Source organism: uncultured Psychrobacter sp. (genome assembly GCF_947495825.1).
GTDB lineage: Bacteria > Pseudomonadota > Gammaproteobacteria > Pseudomonadales > Moraxellaceae > Psychrobacter.
Genome location: NZ_CANMAH010000009.1, coordinates 40723 through 64361 on the forward strand (window position 1 = coordinate 40723; position 23639 = coordinate 64361).

Annotated in this window: 15 protein-coding genes; 7 read left to right on the plus strand and 8 right to left on the minus strand. The window is 43.3% G+C overall.

Annotated features, from left to right (window positions below):
- The first annotated feature begins 69 nt into the window (after window positions 1-69).
- From Q0895_RS10360 to uvrA, 5 genes are all read left to right on the plus strand, one after another.
- On the plus strand, window positions 70-1290 hold the full coding sequence (locus Q0895_RS10360; protein WP_299188608.1) for a DUF1176 domain-containing protein: 1221 nt from the start codon (window positions 70-72) through the stop codon (window positions 1288-1290).
- 559 nt (window positions 1291-1849) lie between these two features.
- Window positions 1850-3502: a DEAD/DEAH box helicase gene (locus Q0895_RS10365; RefSeq protein WP_299188611.1), complete on the plus strand. Its 1653-nt coding sequence runs from the start codon at window positions 1850-1852 to the stop codon at window positions 3500-3502.
- A gap of 190 nt (window positions 3503-3692) precedes the next feature.
- Entirely contained in the window at window positions 3693-4937 is a 1245-nt protein-coding gene (locus Q0895_RS10370; protein WP_299188613.1) for a DUF819 family protein, read from the plus strand.
- Between the two features lie 161 nt (window positions 4938-5098).
- Complete coding sequence (locus tag Q0895_RS10375) at window positions 5099-5638, plus strand: redoxin domain-containing protein (RefSeq protein WP_299188618.1); 540 nt, start codon at window positions 5099-5101, stop codon at window positions 5636-5638.
- A gap of 232 nt (window positions 5639-5870) precedes the next feature.
- Window positions 5871-8429: an excinuclease ABC subunit UvrA gene (gene uvrA / locus Q0895_RS10380; RefSeq protein WP_299188621.1), complete on the plus strand. Its 2559-nt coding sequence runs from the start codon at window positions 5871-5873 to the stop codon at window positions 8427-8429.
- Window positions 8430-8616: 187 nt separating this feature from the next.
- Here the strand turns inward: uvrA and Q0895_RS10385 are convergent, their stop codons facing one another.
- A complete protein-coding gene (locus Q0895_RS10385) occupies window positions 8617-10101 on the minus strand; it encodes an amidase family protein (protein WP_299188624.1) in 1485 nt (494 codons plus the stop codon).
- Window positions 10102-10148: 47 nt separating this feature from the next.
- Window positions 10149-10907 (minus strand): 5-oxoprolinase subunit PxpA, encoded by a 759-nt coding sequence (locus Q0895_RS10390; RefSeq protein ID WP_299188627.1) that lies wholly within the window; start codon window positions 10905-10907, stop codon window positions 10149-10151.
- A 506-nt stretch (window positions 10908-11413) separates the two neighbouring features.
- On the opposite strand from Q0895_RS10390, the gene Q0895_RS10395 reads away from it, so the two are divergent.
- Window positions 11414-12157 (plus strand): M90 family metallopeptidase, encoded by a 744-nt coding sequence (locus Q0895_RS10395; protein ID WP_299188629.1) that lies wholly within the window; start codon window positions 11414-11416, stop codon window positions 12155-12157.
- Window positions 12158-12246: 89 nt separating this feature from the next.
- On the opposite strand, the gene Q0895_RS10400 is transcribed toward Q0895_RS10395, so the two are convergent.
- The 4 genes from Q0895_RS10400 to Q0895_RS10415 all read right to left on the minus strand — a co-directional run bounded on the left by Q0895_RS10400 (window position 12247) and on the right by Q0895_RS10415 (window position 17964).
- Window positions 12247-12936, minus strand: a complete 690-nt coding sequence (locus tag Q0895_RS10400; protein WP_299188632.1) for a hypothetical protein — start codon at window positions 12934-12936, stop codon at window positions 12247-12249.
- Window positions 12937-13181: 245 nt separating this feature from the next.
- A complete protein-coding gene (lldD, locus tag Q0895_RS10405; protein WP_299188635.1) occupies window positions 13182-14327 on the minus strand; it encodes an FMN-dependent L-lactate dehydrogenase LldD in 1146 nt (381 codons plus the stop codon).
- A 161-nt stretch (window positions 14328-14488) separates the two neighbouring features.
- On the minus strand, window positions 14489-16225 hold the full coding sequence (dld, locus tag Q0895_RS10410) for a D-lactate dehydrogenase (protein ID WP_299188637.1): 1737 nt from the start codon (window positions 16223-16225) through the stop codon (window positions 14489-14491).
- Window positions 16226-16260: 35 nt separating this feature from the next.
- Window positions 16261-17964 (minus strand): L-lactate permease, encoded by a 1704-nt coding sequence (locus Q0895_RS10415; protein WP_299188639.1) that lies wholly within the window; start codon window positions 17962-17964, stop codon window positions 16261-16263.
- 302 nt (window positions 17965-18266) lie between these two features.
- Here Q0895_RS10415 and Q0895_RS10420 point away from each other — a divergent pair, with 302 nt between their 5' ends.
- Window positions 18267-19178 (plus strand): LysR family transcriptional regulator, encoded by a 912-nt coding sequence (locus tag Q0895_RS10420; RefSeq protein ID WP_299188641.1) that lies wholly within the window; start codon window positions 18267-18269, stop codon window positions 19176-19178.
- A 147-nt stretch (window positions 19179-19325) separates the two neighbouring features.
- Here Q0895_RS10420 and Q0895_RS10425 read toward each other — a convergent pair whose 3' ends face one another.
- Window positions 19326-21971: an ESPR-type extended signal peptide-containing protein gene (locus Q0895_RS10425; RefSeq protein WP_299188643.1), complete on the minus strand. Its 2646-nt coding sequence runs from the start codon at window positions 21969-21971 to the stop codon at window positions 19326-19328.
- A gap of 574 nt (window positions 21972-22545) precedes the next feature.
- Window positions 22546-23598 (minus strand): hypothetical protein, encoded by a 1053-nt coding sequence (locus Q0895_RS10430; protein ID WP_299188645.1) that lies wholly within the window; start codon window positions 23596-23598, stop codon window positions 22546-22548.
- Between the last annotated feature and the right edge of the window lie 41 nt (window positions 23599-23639).

Genomic DNA, 23639 nt, shown 5'->3' on the forward strand with positions numbered 1-23639 from the left:
TTGAGATAGCAAGTTACTGTGTTTATTGAAATTCATTTTATATATTTCCTCTGTTGATGAGTGAGAGTTATGAAAGGTTTATTTTATAAGCCTATACAGTCAAATATGACTGCGGGCAATAATAGTATGAAGTACAAAAATAATAAGAATAAATTGGCTCGGACAAACAGTATCTCTCGGGACCAAGCCTTTAGTGGCCTATCTTTAAAAAGTATTTTTTCTACTAAAAAAATAGTATCGTCGACCTTATTAGCCATCAGTGCTATAGCAATATGTTCGACAAGTAGCGCAGCGGTTGAGCTGACGCATCAAGACTGGCAAGTAGCTTGTGATAATACGCGTACTTGCCGATTGGCAGGTTATCAAGCAGAAAGTAGTAAATCTCCCATCTCCGTATTACTCATGCGCCGTGCGGGTAGTGATGCTAATGTCATGGGTAAAGTCAAGATTGGCGGTGCTAAAGAAAGCTCTACCAAAGCGCTGCTGCAGCTGGGTAATCGTCATCGTATGTCGTTATTTATTGATGATAAAGATTTGGGCGAAACCAAGCCATTCTCAACGGTGGCAGGTGATGCAGAGCTGACCGCAGCCCAAGTTACAGCGTTACTTGAGGCGTTGACCAAATCTAGTAAGATTGAGCTGGTTATGCGCAACTCGCGTTGGCAGTTGTCTGACAAGGGCGCAATGGCGGTTATGTTGAAGGCTGATGAGGCACAAGGACGAGTAGGGACGCCAAGTGCACTAGTCAGCACCAATGGCGCGAGCAAGTCTAACAGTAGTGTACTACCGCCCAAACCTGCTCCTCAGCTACGTCTCGTCGTGCCTAATATTAGAGCCACTTCAAGCCGTAAAGAGAAGTTTAGTATGAAGCCCTCACAGTTATCTGCATTGACAAAAGGCACGATAGCGAATGTAGATACTGACTGCCCAAATCTAATGGACAAATCACCTTGGCGTATCAGTCGTCTGAATGGATCACAACTACTAATTCAGCACAACTGCTGGATGGGCGCTTATAATGCAGGAACAGGAATGTGGGTCATGAATGATAAAAAACCCTACGATCCAGTGTTGATAACCACTGAGGCGACCGATTATGCGAATGGTAAGATTAGTTCTGTACAAAAAGGCCGCGGTATTGGTGATTGCCTAAATAAAACCGACTGGATATGGACTGGCAAGAGTTTTGTAAAAAGTCATGAGAGTAGTACGGGGCTGTGCCGTATGATTGAAGCAGGCGGAGCATGGCAGCTGCCAACCTATGTATCTGAGGTCAATACCCTGCGTTAAGACAGCTATATAGGTTTACAAAACCCTATTATCAATTGATAAGCATTATGTTTTTATCAATGCATTAAAAAATAGGTACTGATAGCAGTTTCATTATGCTATACTACGTCGCCACGAAAGTTTAGGCTTTTGTGAATTATGAGATTGATAACATCGCCTGCGATTTTGGGTCTAGGATTGACCATTAGTAATTGTTGCCGATGATTTTGTGTACTTAAATAACATTTTATAAAACCTCAGTTATTTTTGACTCATATCTTATCTATTGCCCTATGATTGTGGGCTAGATTGGTTGCTATTCGCCCTTATCTGCTTTGGATAAAGCATCGATAATGTGCCTATATCAGACAAGGATAAGACACTCGGCACTACCACCAAAATACGTCAGACAGCACGCACGCATTTATTTTAAAAGCTTAGCTCTAGCAGCTTGGCTTTTGATTATCGACACTTTTTTGTGTTTCGGTAATGTTTAATAAAGGCAGCATGGTGAACGGTTATCAGTGGTATGCATCAAGCTTGCTGAATGTACAGCAGCTTATACTTACCAAGGATCCTCATGACTGATATCTTATCTACCATCGCCGCTGAAAACGGCATCATCGAAAGTACTGATTCTTCAAACACTGACACCTCTAATACTGATACTAATAATCAAGCGGCTACTACTGACGCTGCCAAAGAAGATCAAGTTACCTTTACTGACCTTAATATTGCCAAGCCGATTTTGACCGCGCTTGATCGTATTGGTTATACCAATCCAACACCTATCCAAGCACAAGCCATTCCTTTCGCTCTGCAAGGTCGCGACTTATTATTGTCTGCCCAAACCGGTAGTGGTAAGACCGCCGCTTTTGTTATCCCTGTACTCGATCGCCTAAGCCGTGCGACTAGCTTCGATAAGCTAACCAAAGCCCTTATCCTAACGCCAACGCGCGAGCTTGCTCAGCAAGTACATGACAGCGTGCGCACGTATTCTAAAGACATGCGTGGTCTATTCTGTGTGCCATTGGTCGGCGGTGCGCCATACAACGGTCAGATCACAGCCTTAAGAAAAGGCGTACAGGTCATCGTCGCCACGCCTGGTCGTTTGCTTGACCATATCAAAGCAGGCCGTGTCGACTTATCTAACCTTGAAGTACTTGTGCTTGATGAAGCAGACCGTATGCTAGACATGGGTTTTGCTGATGACATCAGTGATATCTTAAGCGCTGCGCCAACCGATCGTCAGACAATTATGTGTTCAGCCACTTGGGATGGTCCTGTCGGCAAAATCGCTGCCAGCTTTACCAAAAACCCTGAGCGCGTGTCTATCAAAGTTGAGTCAGCACATATCGAAGAAAAAGTGTACTACTGTGACGACTTTGAGCATAAAAACAGACTGCTTGATAAAGTCGTTTGCCAACCAGAGATGGATCAAATTATTATCTTTGCCGCGACCAAACGCAGTACAGAAAAGCTGGCCAAGTCGCTACAAGAGCAAGGCCATAAAGCCAGCTTTTTACATGGCGACTTGCCGCAAAGCAAACGTAACCGTATCGTGCAAGACTTGCGTAATGGTAAATGCAAAATCTTAGTGGCGACTGACGTTGCTGCCCGTGGTCTAGACGTGCCAGCTATCTCGCACGTCATCAACTATGATCTACCGCGTCAGACTGAAGACTACGTCCACCGTATTGGCCGTTGTGGCCGTGCTGGTCGTACAGGTGTGGCTATCAGCTTATGTAGCATGGATGATCGTCCACAGCTAAATGCTATCAACCGTTATCTTGATCGTAAAATGGAAGTCTGTGTCATCGAAGGCATGGAGCCAAAGAAAACGTACGTACCGAGTGAAAACAAAGGTCGCGGTCGTGGCCGTGGTCGCGGACGTTCTAACGGTGGTGGTCAAGGCCGTGGCCGTTCAAGCGGCGGTTATGCTGGCAAGTCTACTGGCGGTGGTCGTGGTCGCTCAAGTGATCGCGCAGCCACTGGTCAACGTGCCAGCAACGATAGCGGCTATCAAGGCAAACCAAATGAGCGCTCAGGCGGCAAGCCTTACCAAGGCAAGCGTAGTGGTCCTAACCGCGGTGACGGCAATAGCGCACCGCGCGGTGATCGCGCCGCCTCTGGCCGTGGTCGTCCGAGTGGCAGTCAAGGTCGTCCAACAGGTCGCTCTGACAGCCGTGGTCAAGGCCGTCCAACTGGCGGTAACCGTGGTAGAAACTCGTAATAACGCTAGCTTTAACGGTTAATAAAGTCATTTATTTAGCCATATAGCGTAGCATTAAAAGCCAGATAACGAATATCTGGCTTTTTTGTGTCTATTCCATTTAGGGTTTGGCCAAATAGCAGCTTGCACCTATTTTTTGCCTTGTCTATACTGACAAACTTTGACTGATCGTATACTCCGGAGCCTTTTGATGCCCGCCACCTCAAGTTTTGCAATTGATAGCCTGCCGTTAGCCTTTGGTATTATCATGGCCATTATCGGCTTGGTGTTTTATACCCAAGGGCTGCCTGGCAAGTTTTGGCGACGTTTTTATGCCGTATTGCCCGGCATCGTACTGTGCTGCTTTATACCAGCGACCCTCAACAGCTTGGGCGTCTTCGCTGATGGTGTCGGCTCGCAGATTTATGGCTTTACCGCTACTTACCTTTTGCCAGCCAGCTTACTACTGATGACCCTGTCGATGGATGTGCCCAAGATATTGGGGTTGGGCTGGAAGGCGATTGCCATGTTTTTTGCCGCCAGTATCGCCATTATCATCAGTGGACCGATCAGCTTAGGTATCGCCAAATGGGTGTCGCCCAGTATGTTTACCGATGACACCTTGTGGCGCGGGTTTTCGGCAGTGGCGGGCAGCTGGATCGGCGGCGCGGCCAACCAAGCGGCGATGAAGGAGCTGTTTGGGGTCAGTGATGACTTGTTTGGCATGATGATTCTGGTCGATACCACCAACGCTTCGCTGTGGTTACTCGCGATACTCATCATGGCCAAACACAGCGATAAAATTGATAGATTGTTAAAAGCTGATAGCAGCAGTATCGACAAAGTCATCACTGCAGTTGAGAGCTATGAGCGCCACCATGCGCGTCCAGCGACTTTAAATGACCTCATGGTGATGTTTGGCTTATGCTTTGCCATGGTAGGGGTAGCGCACTTTTTGGGCGGGCAAATTGCAGGGTTCTTTGCGCCTTATAGCTGGGCGGTACAGTACAGCTTTGCCAGTAGCTTCTTTTGGATGGTGGTCATCATTACCATCATAGGGGTGATCTTCTCTTTTACCAAAATTCGCCGGCTTGATCATGTGGGCGCCTCCAAAATCGGTACGGTATTTATCTTTGTCCTGATTGCGGCTATCGGCATGCAAATCAATCTTGCCGGTATTGTCTCGCAGTGGCGACTATTACTCATTGGCCTGCTATGGATGAGTATTCACGTTGTCATTATCTTTGCTGTCGCAAGGCTCATTCGTGCGCCGTTTTTCTTTTTGGCAGTCGGCTCCAATGCCAATACAGGCGGCGCGTCATCAGCACCGATTGTCGCTACTGCCTTTCATCCATCACTCGCACCAGTTGGGGTATTTTTGGGTATTCTTGGCTATGCGGTCGGTACCTTTGGCGGTTATATCAGTACGCAAATGATGCGGCTGGTAGTAGGCTAAGATTAAAAATATCTCTTTAGGTTGCTAATACGTATCATTTCATAACAAAAAGCCGACTTAATTGTCGGCTTTTTAATTATACCATCGTTAGTGAGATATTGAACGACTGGTCAAAATGAATCTTAAAAGTCACAATAACGAGAAGATACAAGGATAAAATTATGCAAGCAGCTTATAATCAAAAATTACTTTCTGGTACCAAGTTTCCTGAGATGGAGGTGCAGCTGTATAACGGCGAGATGCAGTCATTGGGAAAACCGGCACACGGCCATGATTGGAAACTGGTCGTCATTTATCGTGGTCAGCATTGCCCGATGTGCACCAAATACCTCAATGAGCTTGAGACCAGAAAAGAGTCTTTTTATGAGACAGGTGTCGATATCATCGCTGTATCTGGCGACAGTAAAGAACAGCTAGAGAGCCATTTTGATGATATAGATATCAATTTTCCGATCGCTTATGGCTTGAGTATCGAGCAAATGAAAACGCTAGGTCTTTATATCTCTGACCCGCGCTCAGAAAAAGAGACCGATCATCCGTTTGCTGAACCTGGTATCTACGTGGTCAATGATAAAGGTGATATCCAAGTCGTGGATATCTCAAACAATCCTTTTGTGAGACCTGATCTAGAAACGCTTGCAGAGGGTTTGGCGTTTATCAGAGACAAAGATTATCCAATTCGTGGTACTCACGAATATTAAACACGGCGCATTATAAATTAAGAAATAAATTAAAAACGTAAAATCTTGATTAAAAAAGCGTGCTAAGAAAATATCTTGGCACGCTCTTTTTATGTCATTTAAGTATAAAGTTATCGTTTTGTCTTTCTATGCTATGAATACGTAAGCCCAGCCATAGCCGACAACCTAGGTGTGTTAACCTCTCGTTAATCAAATCTTATAATAACAATGAGTTAAGAGGAAAGACTGCGGTATGGCTAAGCACAATAATACAATCTCGCGCGACCTTTATAGCACTCCCAATCACCAGCGAAACAAACAACCAAACAGCCACGTTCAAGTCCGAGGCGCACGTGTGCATAATTTAAAAAACGTCGACGTTGATTTGCCACGTGATGCGCTGGTGGTGTTTACGGGTATATCAGGCTCAGGGAAGTCATCACTGGCGTTTGGGACTTTGTTCGCCGAATCACAGCGGCGTTATCTCGATTCAGTATCACCATATGCAAGGCGTCTGATCGATCAAGTGGACGAGCCAGATGTCGATGCCATAGAAGGCCTGCCACCCGCAGTCGCCTTACAGCAGCAGCGAGGCACGCCCTCTGTACGCTCTTCCGTTGGCAGTGTCACGACCATATCGAACGGCCTGCGGATGTTGTACTCACGAGCTGGCGAGTACCCAGCCCATCAAGAGATGCTTTATGCCGATGCATTCTCGCCCAATACCCCAGAAGGGGCGTGCCCGATGTGCTCGGGTATTGGCCGAGTGTTTGATGTGACCGAAGAGTTGATGGTGCCTGATGGTAGCAAGTCCATTCGTGAGCGGGCGATTGCGTCGTGGCCCGGCGCATGGCAAGGACAAAACCTAAGCCGTATATTGACCACGCTTGGCTATGATATTGATACCCCGTGGCACAAATTGCCCAAAAAGTCTCGCGATTGGATCTTATATACTGATGAGACGCCAACGGTGCCCGTCTATCCTGAATACAACCTTGAGCAAACTCGTGCTGCGATTGAAAAAGGTGAAAAGCCCAACTATATGGGCACGTATATCAGCGCAAAAAACTTTATCTTAAATGCCTTTACCACCACGCAAAGTCCACGGGTCAAAAAGCGCGTCTCGCAGTTTATGCAAATCTCTGTATGCCCAGAGTGCCACGGTAAAAAACTCAAAAAAGAATCGCTATCGGTGACGTTTGCAGGTCTCGATATTGGTGAGCTGTCGCAACTTACCTTAACCGATTTGGCGTTAACGCTGCAAAAAACAGCACATACAAAAATCAAAGATGATACCCCCAACCGTGAAAAAGCCATCGTCGCACAGCGTATTGCTAGCGATATATTAGCGCGTGTTGAGGCATTGACAAGACTGGGCTTGGGTTACTTGTCGCTTGAGCGCACCACACCGACATTGTCGCCAGGGGAGTTGCAGCGTCTTAGATTAGCCACGCAAATACGCTCGCAGCTGTTTGGGGTGGTGTATGTGCTTGATGAGCCGTCTGCTGGTCTGCATCCTGCCGATACGCAAGCGCTACTTAGTGCCTTGGATGAGCTGATAGCCGCTGGCAACTCAGTGTTTGTCGTCGAGCATGATGTGAGCGTCATCCGTCATGCCGATTGGGTGGTCGATGTCGGGCCACAGGCGGGCACGCATGGCGGCGAGATTCTCTATAGCGGCCCTGTAGAGGGTTTGCGTCAGGTCAATAAATCAACAACCGCGCAATATCTCTTTACCGATAAAGAGATTACACACAAAAAACCGCTTAGAAAACCTAGCGCTTGGCTACAGCTTGCTGATATAGAGCGCAATAACATCCAAGAGTTAAGTATTGCGTTTCCGCTAGGGGTGATGACCTGTGTCACTGGCGTATCGGGATCAGGAAAATCAAGTTTGGTCAGTCAGGCGCTAGTTGAGTTAGTCAATGAAGCCTTAGGGAAAGAAGTGGTTACCCAAGCTGCAACTGATGAAGCAGATTTGTTAGATCAGGAGATCGAGACGGTCACTAAAGGCCAAATTATTGCTGGCATGGATAAGGTCAGCCGCCTTATTGATATCAATCAAAAAGCCATTGGCCGCACCCCGCGCTCAAACCTTGCCACCTATACGAGGCTGTTTGACGATGTCCGTAAATTATTTGCGGCAACAGCAGAGGCCAAAGCGCGCGGTTATGATGCGGGCCGTTTTTCATTTAATACACCAAAAGGTCGTTGCCCCAACTGTGAAGGCCTAGGGTTTGTCAGTGTTGAGCTGCTATTTTTGCCGAGTGTTTATGCGCCTTGCCAAGTTTGTCACGGTCAGCGCTATGATAATGACACGCTGGCGATTACTTACCGAGATAAAAACATCGCTGAAGTGCTGGATCTCACGGTAGAAGCCGCTTATGCGTTTTTTGATGGAGAAGCCTCGATATTACGTGCTTTAGATGCTCTCTTGCAAGTTGGTCTTGGCTACTTGCGGCTGGGGCAGCCAGCGACTGAACTGTCGGGCGGCGAGGCGCAGCGTATCAAGCTTGCCACTGAGCTACAACGTACCCAGCGTGGCGATACGCTCTATATCCTTGATGAGCCGACCACTGGCCTACATCCTGCCGATGTGTCGATACTGATGGCGCAATTGGACACGCTCGTCGAGGCGGGCAATACCGTCATTATGGTTGAGCACGATATGCAAGTGGCCAGCAATAGCGATTGGATTATCGATATTGGGCCGGGAGCAGGGGATGCAGGCGGGCAAGTCGTTGCTCAAGGTACACCTAGGGATGTGGCAAAATCAAAGACCAGCCAGACTGCGCCGTTTTTATTGATGTAGCGTTAATTAGTATTAATCGAAAGTCGAATTAACAATGTCTTCAAATAAGGTAAGGTAGACTAGATAAAAAAGCAGTTGTCGCAAATATTGCGACAACTGCTGCAGATGGTCAAACTCATCAAGTGGATCATTGTATTTGAGCAACTCAGTGCTATAGCAATACAGGCGAGTCTTAAAAGCCAAAAATTTATAAATACTTAGGCGTACGACGCACATTATTGGCCTGTTCAAATGCGTAACCTAGCCGGAATAAATCAGGCTCATGATAGGGCAAAACAACCAGCTCCATACCCACAGGTAACCCATTTTTACTAAATCCAGCGGGTAGGCAAATCGATGGCATCCAAGTCTGCGAAGCAATCAAAGTATTTGTTGGGAATGTTAATACCTGATGCTTGCCATCACGTATGTCTTGTTTCGATGGTGGCAAAATCTGAATACAGGGAAATACCAACGCATCTAAGTTGTTTTTTGCAACGATTCCGGCAACTAGACGCTGGAACTTGTCACGAGCGGCAAGTTTTTTGAAATAATCAGGCTCATCTTCTGGGTTTACTGGCCCTTCAAATATATCAATCAAAAGGTCTAGCACAGGATGAAACAAGCCCTTTTCTTTAATTTCCTCAAGGCTTTTGATTGGCATGTTTTCACGTGAGGCTAAAAATTCATTGATGTCGTGTCGCGAATGCGAACCATATAAGGATGTTTCAGTAATATGTTCCATCATATCTGGTATTTCAACATCGATGAGCTCTGCGCCAGCGCTCTTTGCTTGTTCAAGGGCTGAGTCAATAATCTGATTAACTTCTGCCGATTCAGTGTTATCATTTGGCCCATAAGCGTTGCGCACAACGCCCAGACGCGCATTTTTGAGACTGTCAACATCCATCGCATCCGTGTAGCTGCCTTGATGATTGGCAATACTTGCTGCGGTAGTATATTCATCTTTTGGATCATAGCCCACCATTGTATCTAAAAGGAGTGCAGCATCCGTAACAGTACGCGCCATCGGTCCTGCTGTGTCTTGAAACACCACGAGAGGTGACGTGCCGTCACGACTTATTAAGCCGGGGGTGACACGGACACCAACGAGATTGGTAAAACTGGCTGGCAAACGTATAGATCCACCAGTGTCTTCGCCAACTCCGACCAACCCTAGATTCGCCGCTATACCAGCAGCTGTACCACTACTAGAGCCACCTGGTTCATGTGACAAAACATAGGGATTTTTGGTTTCACCCTGTTTTGAGCAGAAGCCAAACCATGATGATGCAAAATCTGGCAATACTGTCTTGGCAAGGATAATGGCACCTGCCGCCTTTATCTTTTTGACAACAGTTGCGTCGTCTTCTGGTTGGTAGCCGTCCTGAGCGATAGAACCAAAGGTCGTCATCATATCTTTGGTTTCTATCTGATCTTTTACGAGCACTGGTACGCCATGTAACGCCCCAACAAATTCGCCGGTTTCTGCAAAATATGAATCAAGACGATCGGCTTCATTCAGCGCGAGTGGATTAATAGTAATGATAGAGTTAAGGGTAGGACCAGATCTGTCAATGGTTTCAATGCGTTCGAGGTACGCTTCAACCAGACCCCGTACAGTTAGCGATCCATCTTGGAGATGCGTTTGCATATCAGTAATAGTTAATTCTTCAATTTCGAAATTTTTCATGATTGTCTTCCTTCTTCCTTGAGAAATTATCATTAATGAAAATTAAGTTAAGGAGCTGACACCTCGATACCCGCATTATCAAGAGCTGCTCGTACTGCTTTAATTAATGAAAGGGCGCCTGGGGTGTCACTGTGAATACATACAGAATCGAATTTAACCGTTAATATCTGGCCGTTAATTGTCTCTACTTCATTATGCTGGCAGGCACGTAATACTTTTTGTGCCACAAGCTTAGGATCCAGTTGCTTGACCTTGCGTACAAATACAAGGTTTCCTTCATCATCGTAATCACGATCCGCATAAAACTCATGCACTCTATGTAACCCAGCATTTTTTGCTGCATTATCAATTGCGGTGTCTGCCAAGCAGTAAATAGCTAAGTTGGGAGCGACAATTGCTAGGGCAGAAGTTAGCTTTTCAGCAAACTCCTCATCTCGTGCTGCATGCATGAATAACGCGCCATGCAATTTGAAATGATGCATTTTTAGACCTTCAAGATGAGCAAGCTCTCGTAGAGCACCTAATTGGTACAATGCATCATTCACCAATTCATCAGCAGATGCTAAGATATGGCGACGTCCAAAGCCAACCAAGTCACGAAAACCTGGATGGACCCCAACGCATACTCTATGACGTGCTGCTAGACGCAACGTCTCAGCCATAATAGAAGGGTCACCGGCGTGAAAACCTGCGGCAATATTGGCTGAGCTAATAAGTGGCATGATATCGGGATCGACTCCGTCACCAATCGTCCAAGCGCCAAATCCTTCTCCCATATCTGAGTTCAAATCTATCGTTGATACCATTGAATAGCTCCTCAGCAATCTCTTTATATTTATGTCCATTAATAAGCTATATTAATTTTATTAAAGTCATTTATAAATGACGGTTATGCAAAGACAAAGCGGCACAGGTAGTAGCTAAAGCAAAATGGTTTATTGTTATCAAGGCTTTATGCAAAGCTCTAGGGCATTTACTTTAATCATAGACGCTTTGATAGAAGAGAGATATATTACAATGTAATTTTTAATTTAAGTTTTATTAAAAAAACAAGCTCAAAGTAATGAAACGTTTTAGACTAAGGAATACCGCTTTACCTTAATCCTTGTGTTTTTAAGGCGCTTTTATTTGTAAAAATGGAAAACAGAGCAGGGCGCTTATACGTTGGCACGCGTTAGACCATAACGATATTAAGCACTATATGTATATTATTGTTGCCCTTAGTTTGGTTGATAACATCATGCAGCGAATAGATGCGATAGATAGGGTTTAATTGTCTTGATAAATTGAATTAATAAAGGATAAAAAAACCATGTTTGAAATAATAAAAGACTGGCGTGAGCAGCGCATAATAGACGATAGTGAGTTTACCACGGCTGACTGGAGCCAAGCTGCCAAGCGCATTGTGATACTAGATAGATTAAGTGAAGAAGATCTCACTCGTCTTTTTGATTTGGCAACGTTGTTTTTGGACGACAAATCTATCATAGGCGCTCAGGGTTTTGAGGTGACTGATAAAGTCAGATTGTCTATCGCCTTACAAGCGTGCCTGCCGATATTAAATTTAGGACTTGAATGGTATAAAGGCTGGTCTTCAGTCATCATCTATAACGGATCATATAAGAGTGATAATACCACGACAGACGAGTTCGGTATCGTTCATGAAGGCAGTCAACACCGAAGCGGGGAGGCGTGGCAGCGTGGGCCTGTAATACTGTCATGGAAGGACGCCAAGCACTCAGGCGAGCGCGATGGTCACAATGTCGTCATTCATGAGTTTGTGCATAAGCTGGACATGTTAAATGGTCGCGCCAACGGATTTCCGCCCATGCAGCCTGATATGGATCCGACGCGCTGGACGAAAATTATGAGCCGCGATTTTGAAGACTTTCAAAAGCATCGCAAGTCAGGTCTTGATCGTTATGGCGCGACCAATCCGGCAGAGTTTTTTGCGGTGTTAAGCGAGGTGTTTTTTGAAACTCCGCAAAAGCTAGTCGATGCTTATCCTGATATTTATGACATTATGGTGAAGTTTTTTCGCCAGACACCTATGTAGATTATATTCAAAAAAGCTGTACAGAAGTAACTGGACCTAATATTTATAAAAATGAATATATGTTTACTATTATAAAGATAGGATAACTTTTATGTCGTCCACTGGTCGCTAATAATAGCGACTAGGTAACGTTTGCCTTGATAGTCATCGAATACTAAACGCAGCGCACGCCAGTCTAAGCCACCAAACTGGGGATCGACACCAGGGTTATAAAACTCGACATAATCTAAATTTTGATAGATTTTATCAATGTTGTTAATGCTGTTTCCTGTGGCTGAGGTATGGTTGATAGTCGCTGTCTTTGTGTCAAAATAATCCGCTTGCACCCAGTCTTTGAGATAGTCTGGTAAAGGTGTGATATACAACTTGCCAGTACCGTCTTTTTGACCCCAGGTAAAACGAATGTCGGATTCATTGAGGTATTGCGCATATTGCTCACGGCTAAAGACTTTATCAGATTCAGGCTGAATATAAGCATACATTGAAAAGCGCACACCGCGTGTCGGATGGATATATGGAATAAGCGCTTCATAATCTTGCTGAGCCAATGCAGTTTTTATATCTTTGGCATAGTCCAGCGTGAGCGTTTCATTATCAGCTTGTGTATTAATCATTGGATTGTCAGTTGAAATATCTGCTGTAGGTTTATCAGCGATCATCTGAGATTGACAACCAGACAACGCTAGCGCGATAAGAAAACTACAAGCAGCGATTGACGATTTGAGATTAAATAATTTGGTCATGCTTGGTTTTGAGAATAAAAAAGATGAATGAATCATAAAATATCCTTAACGCTGTGAATGAGTTTTTCACGATAAAAGTATAATATAAATAGTAAGTTAGCAGATTTGGTTTGGCTATGAAAATAAAGATGCTGTTCGCACAAACAAAATAAACGTCAATTGATGATAGTTAGTCGTCATTAAAGCTAGTTTTCTCAACTCTTAAGACCATTGGTTTGTTTTCGCATAATGTATATTATGTTAAATAGAGTCTATTCAGTATTAAGTTTATGGGATTATAACTATTTATTACTCAGTTTCACCAAACAGTCTGAATTAATATCAGCAATCGTTTTGGCGCCAGTCAAGGTCATCGCAACGCGCATCTCTTTATCTATTAGTTCTAGCAAGTTGCTTACCCCTGCACCGCCACCTGCCGCTAAAGCATACACAAATGCACGTCCTAACATGCAAACATCGGCACCCAAAGCCAACATGCGTACAATATCCAAGCCATTGCGTATGCCAGAGTCTGCCAAAATTTTAATCTCTCCTTTAACTGCATCAGCAATAGGAGGCAGAGCACGCGCACTGGATAACACACCGTCCAATTGTCGTCCACCATGATTGGACACAACTATACCGTCTGCCCCAAAACGCACTGCGTCTTTGGCATCTTCTGGGTCTAAAATACCTTTGATGACCATAGGCCCATCCCAATATTCACGAATCCAATCTAAATCTTTCCAAGAAATAGAAGGATCAAAATTATTACCCAACCAGCCTATGTAATCTTCTAACCCTGTTGGCTTACCTAAATAAGCAGAAATATTGCCCAGATCATGCGGTCGACCTTGCAAGCCTACATCCCATGCCCATTGTGGATGCGTCATAGACTGTAAGTAACGGCGCATAGCTGCATTTTTACCACTCATACCAGAGTGTGCATCCCGGTAACGTGCCCCTGGTACAGGCATATCTACGGTAAAGACCAGTGTCGAACACCCCGCAGCTTTGGCACGCTCTAAGGCATTTTGCATAAAGCCTCGATCCTTCAATACATAAAGCTGAAACCACATCGGACGGTTAATTTTAGGCGCGACTTCCTCAATCGGACAAACTGAAACCGTCGACATAGTAAACGGAATGCCTTTTTGATCGGCTGCCATAGCGGCTTGTACTTCACCGCGGCGGGCATACATGCCTGTCAGACCCACAGGTGACAAGGCGACGGGCATAGACATAGTTTCGTCAAATAATTGCGTCTCTAAGTTCAGTTGTGACATATCATTAAGTACACGCTGCCTAAGGGCAATCTGTGATAAGTCTTCGATATTACGTTTTAAAGTATATTCCTCATAAGCCCCGCCATCTATATAATGAAATAGAAATGGTGGTAGTCGGCGCTTGGCAGCAGCTCTGTAGTCATTTGCAGATGAAATAATCATACGCTTACCCTTTTTATATTTGTTAGATACCTATGGCATATTTTTTGTGTTATATCTTTGACTGTTTAATGGTTTATAGCTTAGCACTAGCGTAGCTCAGTACTAAATAATGGATACAACTGACTCATTTTTTGAGCAGTAAGATCAACCCACACTCGCTATTACACACAGCAAGAGCAATTACGTTTAGTTTTCGACATTTGACCAATACCTGGATTAAACGTATTCGTTGGATCTAGACTTTTATAAAAGTTCTGCAAGTCAGGTTCCGCTTCGTATAAGTGCCCAACATTATGTTCAGCAGGATACTTTGCCCCTCGCTCATCCAATAATGCTAGCATCATTTTTTTGACAAGATGTGCATCACTACCCTTTTTCAAAATATAATCTTGATGAAATACATAACAAAAGAAGTGGCCATAATAAAGTTTTTTTTCTAAATGCTGCTCTATTTCTTTAGGCAATGTTTCAAGCCAGTCTAACTCGTTACGTGGTATAGCAATATCAAGTGCCAATATCTCACCCACTTCTTTTTCATGTATAACTTCATACCTTAATGCGGCGCCTGCTGCTGCAAAGCGATTCAAAAAGGCACTTTCTGACTCTTCTTTATCACATTCAAAATACGCACCCGTTTCTGAAGATTGAAAAAACGACTTCAAAAAATCTTGTGCCTCTTCTATACCATCGTCACTCATCTTTACTATGAGATGATGCTCGTACTCATCACGGTACTCTAGCATTCGCTTGGGTAAATGCTTTGGAAACATATTACCAAGAAACTGCATAACCTTATCGGTAAAATGTTTGGGCATCCACGACCACTTATTCAGCCTTGCATCAATGGCACCTTTGATAGAAAATAACCTTGGCAATGCATCTGTGCCAAGATGTTTGATACTCAAAAAAGTGTCTTTACCATATTTAGCGGATACGTCAAATATATCTCGGTGCATATACTCCCCCACTTCAGGAATATTTTTAAAGCTTGATAATATCTGTCGTCGCAACTGTGCCAGCTCATTCACACTGTTACTGCCTATATAAAAGGTTTTCTCTCTTGCAGCGGTCGGGTAAGTGTCAAGTCGTACGGCAAATACAGCGAGCTTGCCAGCGCAGCCACTGGCTTCATACAGCCTGCGCTTGTCAGCATTAAAACGACTTGGCGTACTTGCATCAACATCTGTCACTCTTGCGATATACTCTTTATCTGATGCCAGCTTGCCACTGTCAGGTAGCTCTTTTTTATCAAAATCGCCATTTTGTAAGTTCGTTAGTATCTCTTCCGGAGAATCACCCAAATCTATGTCTAAATGATTCACCAATACCAGCTGACCGTGTTTGTTTATTTGTGCAAATAAAGCAAGCTCGGTATAAGCAGGGCCTCTTTTTACCAAGGCCCCTCCTGAGTTGTTAGAAACCCCGCCAATGATAGACGCCCCTAATGTCGAGGAACCAATGACCGAATGAGGGGCTCGATTGACCAAGTTCAGCTGACTTTGCAGTTGGTGTAGCGTCGCCCCAGGCAAGCCAATCACTTGCTCGTTATCATTCACTAAATACAACTGATTGATTGCCAGGGTATTAATTACAATCACAAGTCTATCATAGTCGTTACCGCTTGGTGTTGAGCCTTCGGTCAATCCTGTTTTGGCAGCTTGCATGATAATAATGCAATTACCTTCGACACACACTTCTAGGCTACGCCAAATGTCTAACAGCGTTTTTGGAAACAACACCGCTAAAGTACTTCCGCCCCCAGAGCGCCATCCCATTCTATAGTGCTCATTTTTCTCTGGATCAGCCTGTAACTGACTGGCTCCTAACAAACGTGTCAACTTATCCAAAACTTGGTCAGCACTGAGTGCGCTTTGAGAAGAAACATCTGATAAATACATGAGACCCTCCTGGCCTAGTAACTGCTTGTCACTCATTAGGCTAAAGGTCCATGAAACTCAAAAACATAGATGGTAGCCATGACGATTATTCCACAGAGCAATACATAATATAGAGTGGGTAAAATGGTACGCCTCAGTGTGGCACCTTCCATCCCAAGTAAGCCTACCGTTGCTGATGCAGCCACCACGTTATGAATAGCAATCATATTACCAGCGGCAGCGCCAACGGCTTGAGACGCAATGATTAAAGAAGGTGAGATATTTAAGCTTATCGCAGCTTCGTATTGAAACTGACTAAACATCATATTAGAGACGGTATTGGAACCGGCGATAAAGGCTCCTAGTGCACCAATGGTTGAACTGATTAACGGAAAGGCACTGCCAAAAGTACCCGCAAACAACTCGGCACTTGCCACTGGCATACTCGCCACATCTGATAAGTTTACGCCTGAATTAATAAAAATTCTTACCATCGGAATCGTAAAAATCAGGACAAAACCCGCTGACAAAATGGTTTTACCTGATTCTTTAAATGCATTATTTAATGCACTTCCTGGTTTTTTGGTTTGAAAAGCAGCGGCAACTAGCGCACTTATTAATAACAACCCTCCTGGTAAATACAAAGGACTAAAACTGGCGCTTATATCTGCTTCACCCAAAACAGACGTGAAATCTAACGTTGCACTATTGAGTAAAGATTTAAATTCAGCAAACACTCTTGAACATACCAATAAAAGGGTAACCAGCAAATAAGGAAACCATGCCATAACCCCTGACATTTTTTTGCCATCTGAACTTGGTGTCAAATCTTCTTTACTAACTACTAACTTTCCCATCCATTCGCTCGGCCAGTTTTTTTGCGGTGCAAAGTCCCATGATGTTTTGGGCACTAAAAACCCTCTTTTAGCAGCGTTGACGACGATAGCGATACTGACTAAACCACCGATAAGAGAGGGAAACTCAGGTCCTAAAAAAATGCCTGTCAATGTATAAGGAATCGTAAATGTCAAACCCGCAAAAATAGCAAATGGCCAAATAGCGAAACCTTCCTTCCAGCTTTTGTTTTTACCAAAAAAGCGAGTCAGCATCATCACCATAATGAGTGGCATAAACGTACCAATAGCGCCATGAATCATGGCAACTTGACCGGTAATCAGTTGTAAAAAATCGCCCCACTGTAACCCTTCTTGTGCCAGTTGAGCGCTAATAGCGGTGGTATCTAATCCTTTATTTACACCAATAACGATCGGTGTACCCACAGCACCAAATGATACGGGCGTACTTTGTATCATCATTCCCATTAATACTGCACCTAGCGCCGGAAAGCCGATCGCCACCAGTAAAGGCGCGGCAATCGCAGCTGGTGTACCAAAACCGGAAGCACCCTCAAGAAAAGTGCCAAAACACCATGCAATAATAATGGCTTGTACCCGTCTATCTGGCGATACATTGGTAAACCCAGCACGGATAACGGCAATGGCACCAGTGTGTTTCAACGTATTGAGTAAAAAAATAGCACCAAAGACGATCCACAGTACTGAGACCGTAATGACTGAACCTTGAATGATCGATGATGACACTCGGTTAAGTGTCATATCCCATATGAAAATAGCCAAAGCGGCCGTCACCGCTAAAATAATTGGCATTGTTTTTTTGGCTGACCATTGCAAGCCTATCAAAAAAACACCACAGAGAACGATTGGCAGTAATGCCAGTAGGCCATATATTGTTTGATTCAAAATCATATCCTTTTTTTGTCGCTTAATCTTCCTTGAATACTAGCCATCTAACATCTAAGCCCTTGTTTTGACGGCTCAATGATGACCAAATTGTATGAAACACTTGCAAACAGGGACTGTTAATTTACCCAAGCTGTCTTTCAGATAGAGTCATACAGCTTCAATGAGTCCATGGTCTAATGTTCAAAAAATTTTAAAATAGTCTACGCTTTATTAATAGAGTGATATATTGCATCAAATGACAATGTCATTTTCTTTTTTTGCTATAATCTAGACCGCATTACACCAATTGGAGCTCAAATATGGTCAAAGCTGACGATATGGTTTTGTTTGTCCAAGTTGTTGATGAAGGCTCATTTTCTCGAGTCGCGGAAAAAATGTCATTAACGAACTCAGTGGTAAGCAAGCGTATTGCAAGATTAGAAGAAAACTTAAATGCTCAGCTACTTTATAGAAGCACCAGAAAGTTGAGCGTAACCGATGCAGGCAGGACGCTTTATAACAAAGCTAAAATCGCTAAATCTGCCTTTCAAGAAGCCGAAAACGCCGTAACGGGTTATAGTGAGGATATGAAAGGCAACATACGTATAACCATGCCTGTGGTCTCTGCTCATTTAGTATTGAGCGAATCCATTGCCGAATTCTGTAAACAACATCCAGAAATATCGGTAGATTTGCAGATCACCAATCGATTGGTTGGTTTGATAGAAGAAGGGTTTGATCTGGCCATAAGAACCGCTGAACTTGAAGACTCCTCGCTTATCGCAAAGCGCCTGATAGACAGCCAATGGGTAATATGTGCGACTCCAGACTATTTAAAACAGTATGGTACCCCTCAAACGCCTGAAGAATTAGAGAGTCATGAGTGCTTGGTTTATAAGTTTGATAATACTTCTAATAACAATAACGTATGGCCATTATATATAGACGGTACAAAGCAATTAATGCCTGTCTATGGTCGGTTTCATAGCAATCATCTTAGTGCAATTAAACAAGCTATACTTAGCGATTTAGGTATCGCTTTTTTACCACAGGTGCTGGTTTATGAGGAAATGCAGAAAAATACACTCACGCAGATTTTACAACGTTTTACACGAAAGAGACTGGGTCTGTATGCGGTCTATCCTAAGGCAAGGCAACCGGATCAGAAGTTAAAACTACTCATTGCACATTTGCAAGAATCATTACATCAAAAACATGCTTACTACTGCTAAACAATTTACGCATCACGTTACAACGTATCGGTTTTATTCGGTATCGACTATGTGTTTTATAAACTATATTATAATAAAATGCGATAACAGCTTATATCTATAAAAAAAGGGATAAATAAATATCCCTTTATTGTGTATCATTAATTGCTACCAGCTATAACCCAAGCCTACACCACCTGATGTCTCATCTTTGGTGAAAGCGCCGCCGACACTGACGCTGGCATTGGGATGTATCACGCGTTGATAGCCGACAGAAACCGCTTGCTCAGATCCCTGAAAACCTGCGCCTATACCTATGCGGTTTTTACCTTCTAGTCCTGCTGTACTCGTAGCCATATTTAACATGGCGGCACTCATCGCGCCTTGACGATCAAACCGCTCATCGACCTCACGAAAACGTCTTTCATTTTCATACTCATAGCTTTGAAAGTTGTTATTTAAAGTCGCTATATTGGTATCGGTATACGCATTGGCCGTTTCGATAGCGTGCGTTTTTTCAGCTTGTAGTTGACTCACATTTACGGCATCATGCTCATCAGTGCCATCAGCGACATTTATTATTTGACGTTGGTTACTAGCAGAGCCAACGGATACGGTGTTGTGACGGTCAAGATCAGAGCTAACAGAACTAGAGTTATTGCCTAATACCACTGCGTTTTCAGCTGAAGTATTAACATTGTTACCTAACACAAAAGTATTATCGCCCAACACCGTGTTATCGTTACCCAAAGCGTAACTGCTATTGCCGCTGACGGTATTTGGGTCACCAATCGCACCAGAATAGTCTCCTGTGACCTGATTGCCTGTACCTATACTAATGGACTGCAAACCGCTTGCTTCTGCCCTATCACCAATGGCAATAGATTGCTCACCTTGACCTTGCCATGCTGCGCTATTGGCGCTAGTAGCAGTAATTGTAGAATCAGCATCTATAGACCTCATTCTTGTGTTATCGTCAATAGCAACCGCTCTTGCAAACATACTGATGTCGTTTTCGATAAATTCAGATTGTATGGTCGCTGTTTGAGCCATAGCTGGCTGCGCTGCGAATGAGAAGTTTCTTTGTATCACCAATATCTGATCATCGACGTAACGCTTATTTGCAGCATCATAAGCATTTTGTGGATCGGCAACGTTGGTGATACGTTTTTCGCTACCCGCGCGGCCCACTGAAATAGTATCGCTCTCGTCTGCCAACGAGTTATGACCAATCGCAGTTGCCCGTGCTGCCGTAGCTTGGCTGTTGCTGCCAAACACACTACTATAATAACCTGATGCCGTATTATTGCGACCTACTGCACTGCTATTAATACCTGTTGCTTTATTAAAAGAGCCTAGCGCACTGCTATATTCACTATCTGCGTCATTTTTATAACCTATCGCGATACTTGCATTACCTGATGCTATATTGGAGCGACCTACTGCACTGCTAGCATTACCTGATGCTATATTAGAGCGACCTACTGCACTGCTATTAATACCCGTTGCTTTATTAAAAGAGCCTAGCGCACTGCTATATTCACTATCTGCGTCATTTTTGTAACCTATCGCACTACTTGCATTACCTGATGCAATATTGGAACGACCTATTGCACTACTAGCAGCACCCGTTGCCGTATTAGAGCGTCCTAGCGCATTGCTATCAACACCCAGTGCTGTATTACTAACTCCTATCGCACTGCTATTACGTGCTGATACCTTATTAGCAGATCCTATTGCATTACTAAAGTCATCCGATGCTTCATTATTGAAACCTACCGCACTGCTGTATTCGCCTGATGCAGTATTTCCAGAGCCCATTGTACTACTCCAACCGCCCTGTGCAGTATTACTAACACCTACCGCAATGCTAACATCACCTGATGCTGTATTACTACGACCTAAAGCACTGCTATCAACGCCTAGTGCCTTATTGCTAACGCCAAGCGCGCTACTATTAATTCTTGATGCTTCATTAGAAGTACCTAGGGCACTACTAAATTTACCTGACGCCTCATTTTTATACCCTACGGCGTTGCTATAATCTCCCAATGCTGTATTAAGACGACCTAACGCACTACTGCCCTCACCTGAAGCCGTATTCTGATTACCTAGGGCACTGCTATCAAGTCCTGAGGCTTCATTGCTATAACCTACCGAACTGCTGTTTTCGCCCGATGCCGTACTCTCGTTACCTGATGCACTACTATACATACCTGATGCTTCATTGCCACGACCTAGAGCGTTACTAAAAAAACCCGACGCTCTATTACCAGCACCCATCGCAACACCATACTCTTCTACTGCCGCATTGCCATTACCTATTGCAACGGTCCCCCAAGTCTGCGCGTTATTGTTACTACCTACAGCACTACTATCATTACCTCTCGCTGTATTATTAAGACCTAAAGCACTGCTCCAATCTCCTGAAGCATTGTTGTCAACACCTAAAGCACTACTAAATCTACCCCCTGCCCAGTTATCAAAACCGACTTCAGTACTGAATGAAGGAAATGGATATTCATCAAGATCCACATCATCACTGCTTTTATTTAAATTAATGTAAGTAGGATCGGTATTATCAAACCCAGTATCGGCCCAGACAGTAGCGCTAATCGCTGTCATACCAAGAACCAAAGCTTTCAGGGTCAATACTGGATAACTGGGTGAACAGTGGGATGAGCCAACAAAAGATATATCTTGATTGACACTACCAGTCACACCGCCAGTCTTGCCAGCACTTTTCGCACTCTCGGACACTACTACTATGCATCCTAACGACTTACTCCATATTTTTTTAAACACTTTGTTCATAGCCTGCTCCTTAGCTTTTAAAAACAATTTCGGCCATTATTCGTCAAAGTGAATATGTTTACAAGCTTGCAAAATGTAAATACGGTGTAATTCTTTATTACTACTCTATACAAAAAATACATTAAGAATATTATTGAACAATTTTCCATCGATTCTATAAATAAGAGACTCAATTTCTTATAAAGAATATGGCATGTTTATAAATATCGAAAAGATATCATCCATATAAAAACACGCTCTATTATTGAATAATAATCATCCAATAATAGAGCGTGTTTAATACCAATAGATTAGCAGTCTACCTTTGAGTATTACTAATTTACGACTAAATTTCCTTTAAATTAAATTCGTTTCTAGACGAAAATAGATATTTATTAATGACAAAGTTTAATTACAAAAGTTTGTTAAAATAGTTTTGTTGGTATTTGTTATTTTATGACAAAGTTTTCTTATTATTCATAAAGAACAGACATTAATATTATATTTTAACTGAAACTATTTTCACTATAAATCCAAAGTCATTTCTTATAAACCCTATTTTAAATGCTTATAATTTGATTATACGTCGCAATGACTAGTTGTTCGTTTCGCGATATAAAGTACTTTGTGCCTCCTCTGCAAAATCTTCATAACTAATCGTCGGCTCATTATTATCAGTTTTAGTGCGGCGAGCTTCTACATCGCTGGCATCATTACTGGTGTCGATAGCTGGTTCTGTTTTGGCCATTACGTCTGTTGTAGCAGTCTTTGACGGCGTATCCTGTATTTGTTCATCGCTTAACTTAGATTTATCTACCGGATCGTCTGCGGGTAATTCATCTGTAGTTACAGTGTTATCTAATAAATTTGTATCGCTTATATCCTTAGTTTCAGCATTCCCTGTTGCCTTTTTATCAGCCAGCGCTTCCACACTCGCAGCCTCTGGCTCGTCAGCGCTCACCACTGTTGTATTTGAGACTTCTGTAGCTGACTCACTGTTAGCAAATATATCTGTCATAGTAAGTAGGGTAACCACAAGACCACTAAGCAGTAATCCGCACACAATACCAATAATCAATAGCTTGAGCTTTAGGCTACCAATTTGCTTATCTTCTGGTACGCTTGTCTGTTTGATATCAGCATCTATTTCTAAATCAGTTGGGGATATAGGTGTCGTTACAGGTGCTGGCACGTTATCATTTTCATTGTCAGGCGTAGGCTCTTCATGTAAGTCTAGTAAAGACAGCTCCAGCGCATCATCAGTATTTTCTGTATTTGCTTTAGAGGTCTCTAGTTGTTGAGCTTCGATTTTTTGATCATTATCTGAGGTCTGTTCAGTCTCTAAAGAGAGTTGCCACTCTGAACTATCTAAAGGCTCAGATACAGTTTCTGCATGAGATGATTTTTCTTTAAAATTGGCGCTACTTAAATTTTGGGCAATATTAGATTCACCAATACCCTGCATGCGATTAATAAAACGCTCGTAGATATCACTGTTTTTGTTGGTTTTTCTGTAGGCGTTATCAGATGACTTTTCTTTTGCATTTGGCGTATTTTGGTCCAAGTCACTATTTTTCAGGTTGTTATTGTCTGATTCTTTATTATCTAAATTAGTGTCTTCTAAGTTACCGTTATCTAATTCATTCATATGTTAATAAACCAAGTAATACCGTTAATATTAAGTGCTTG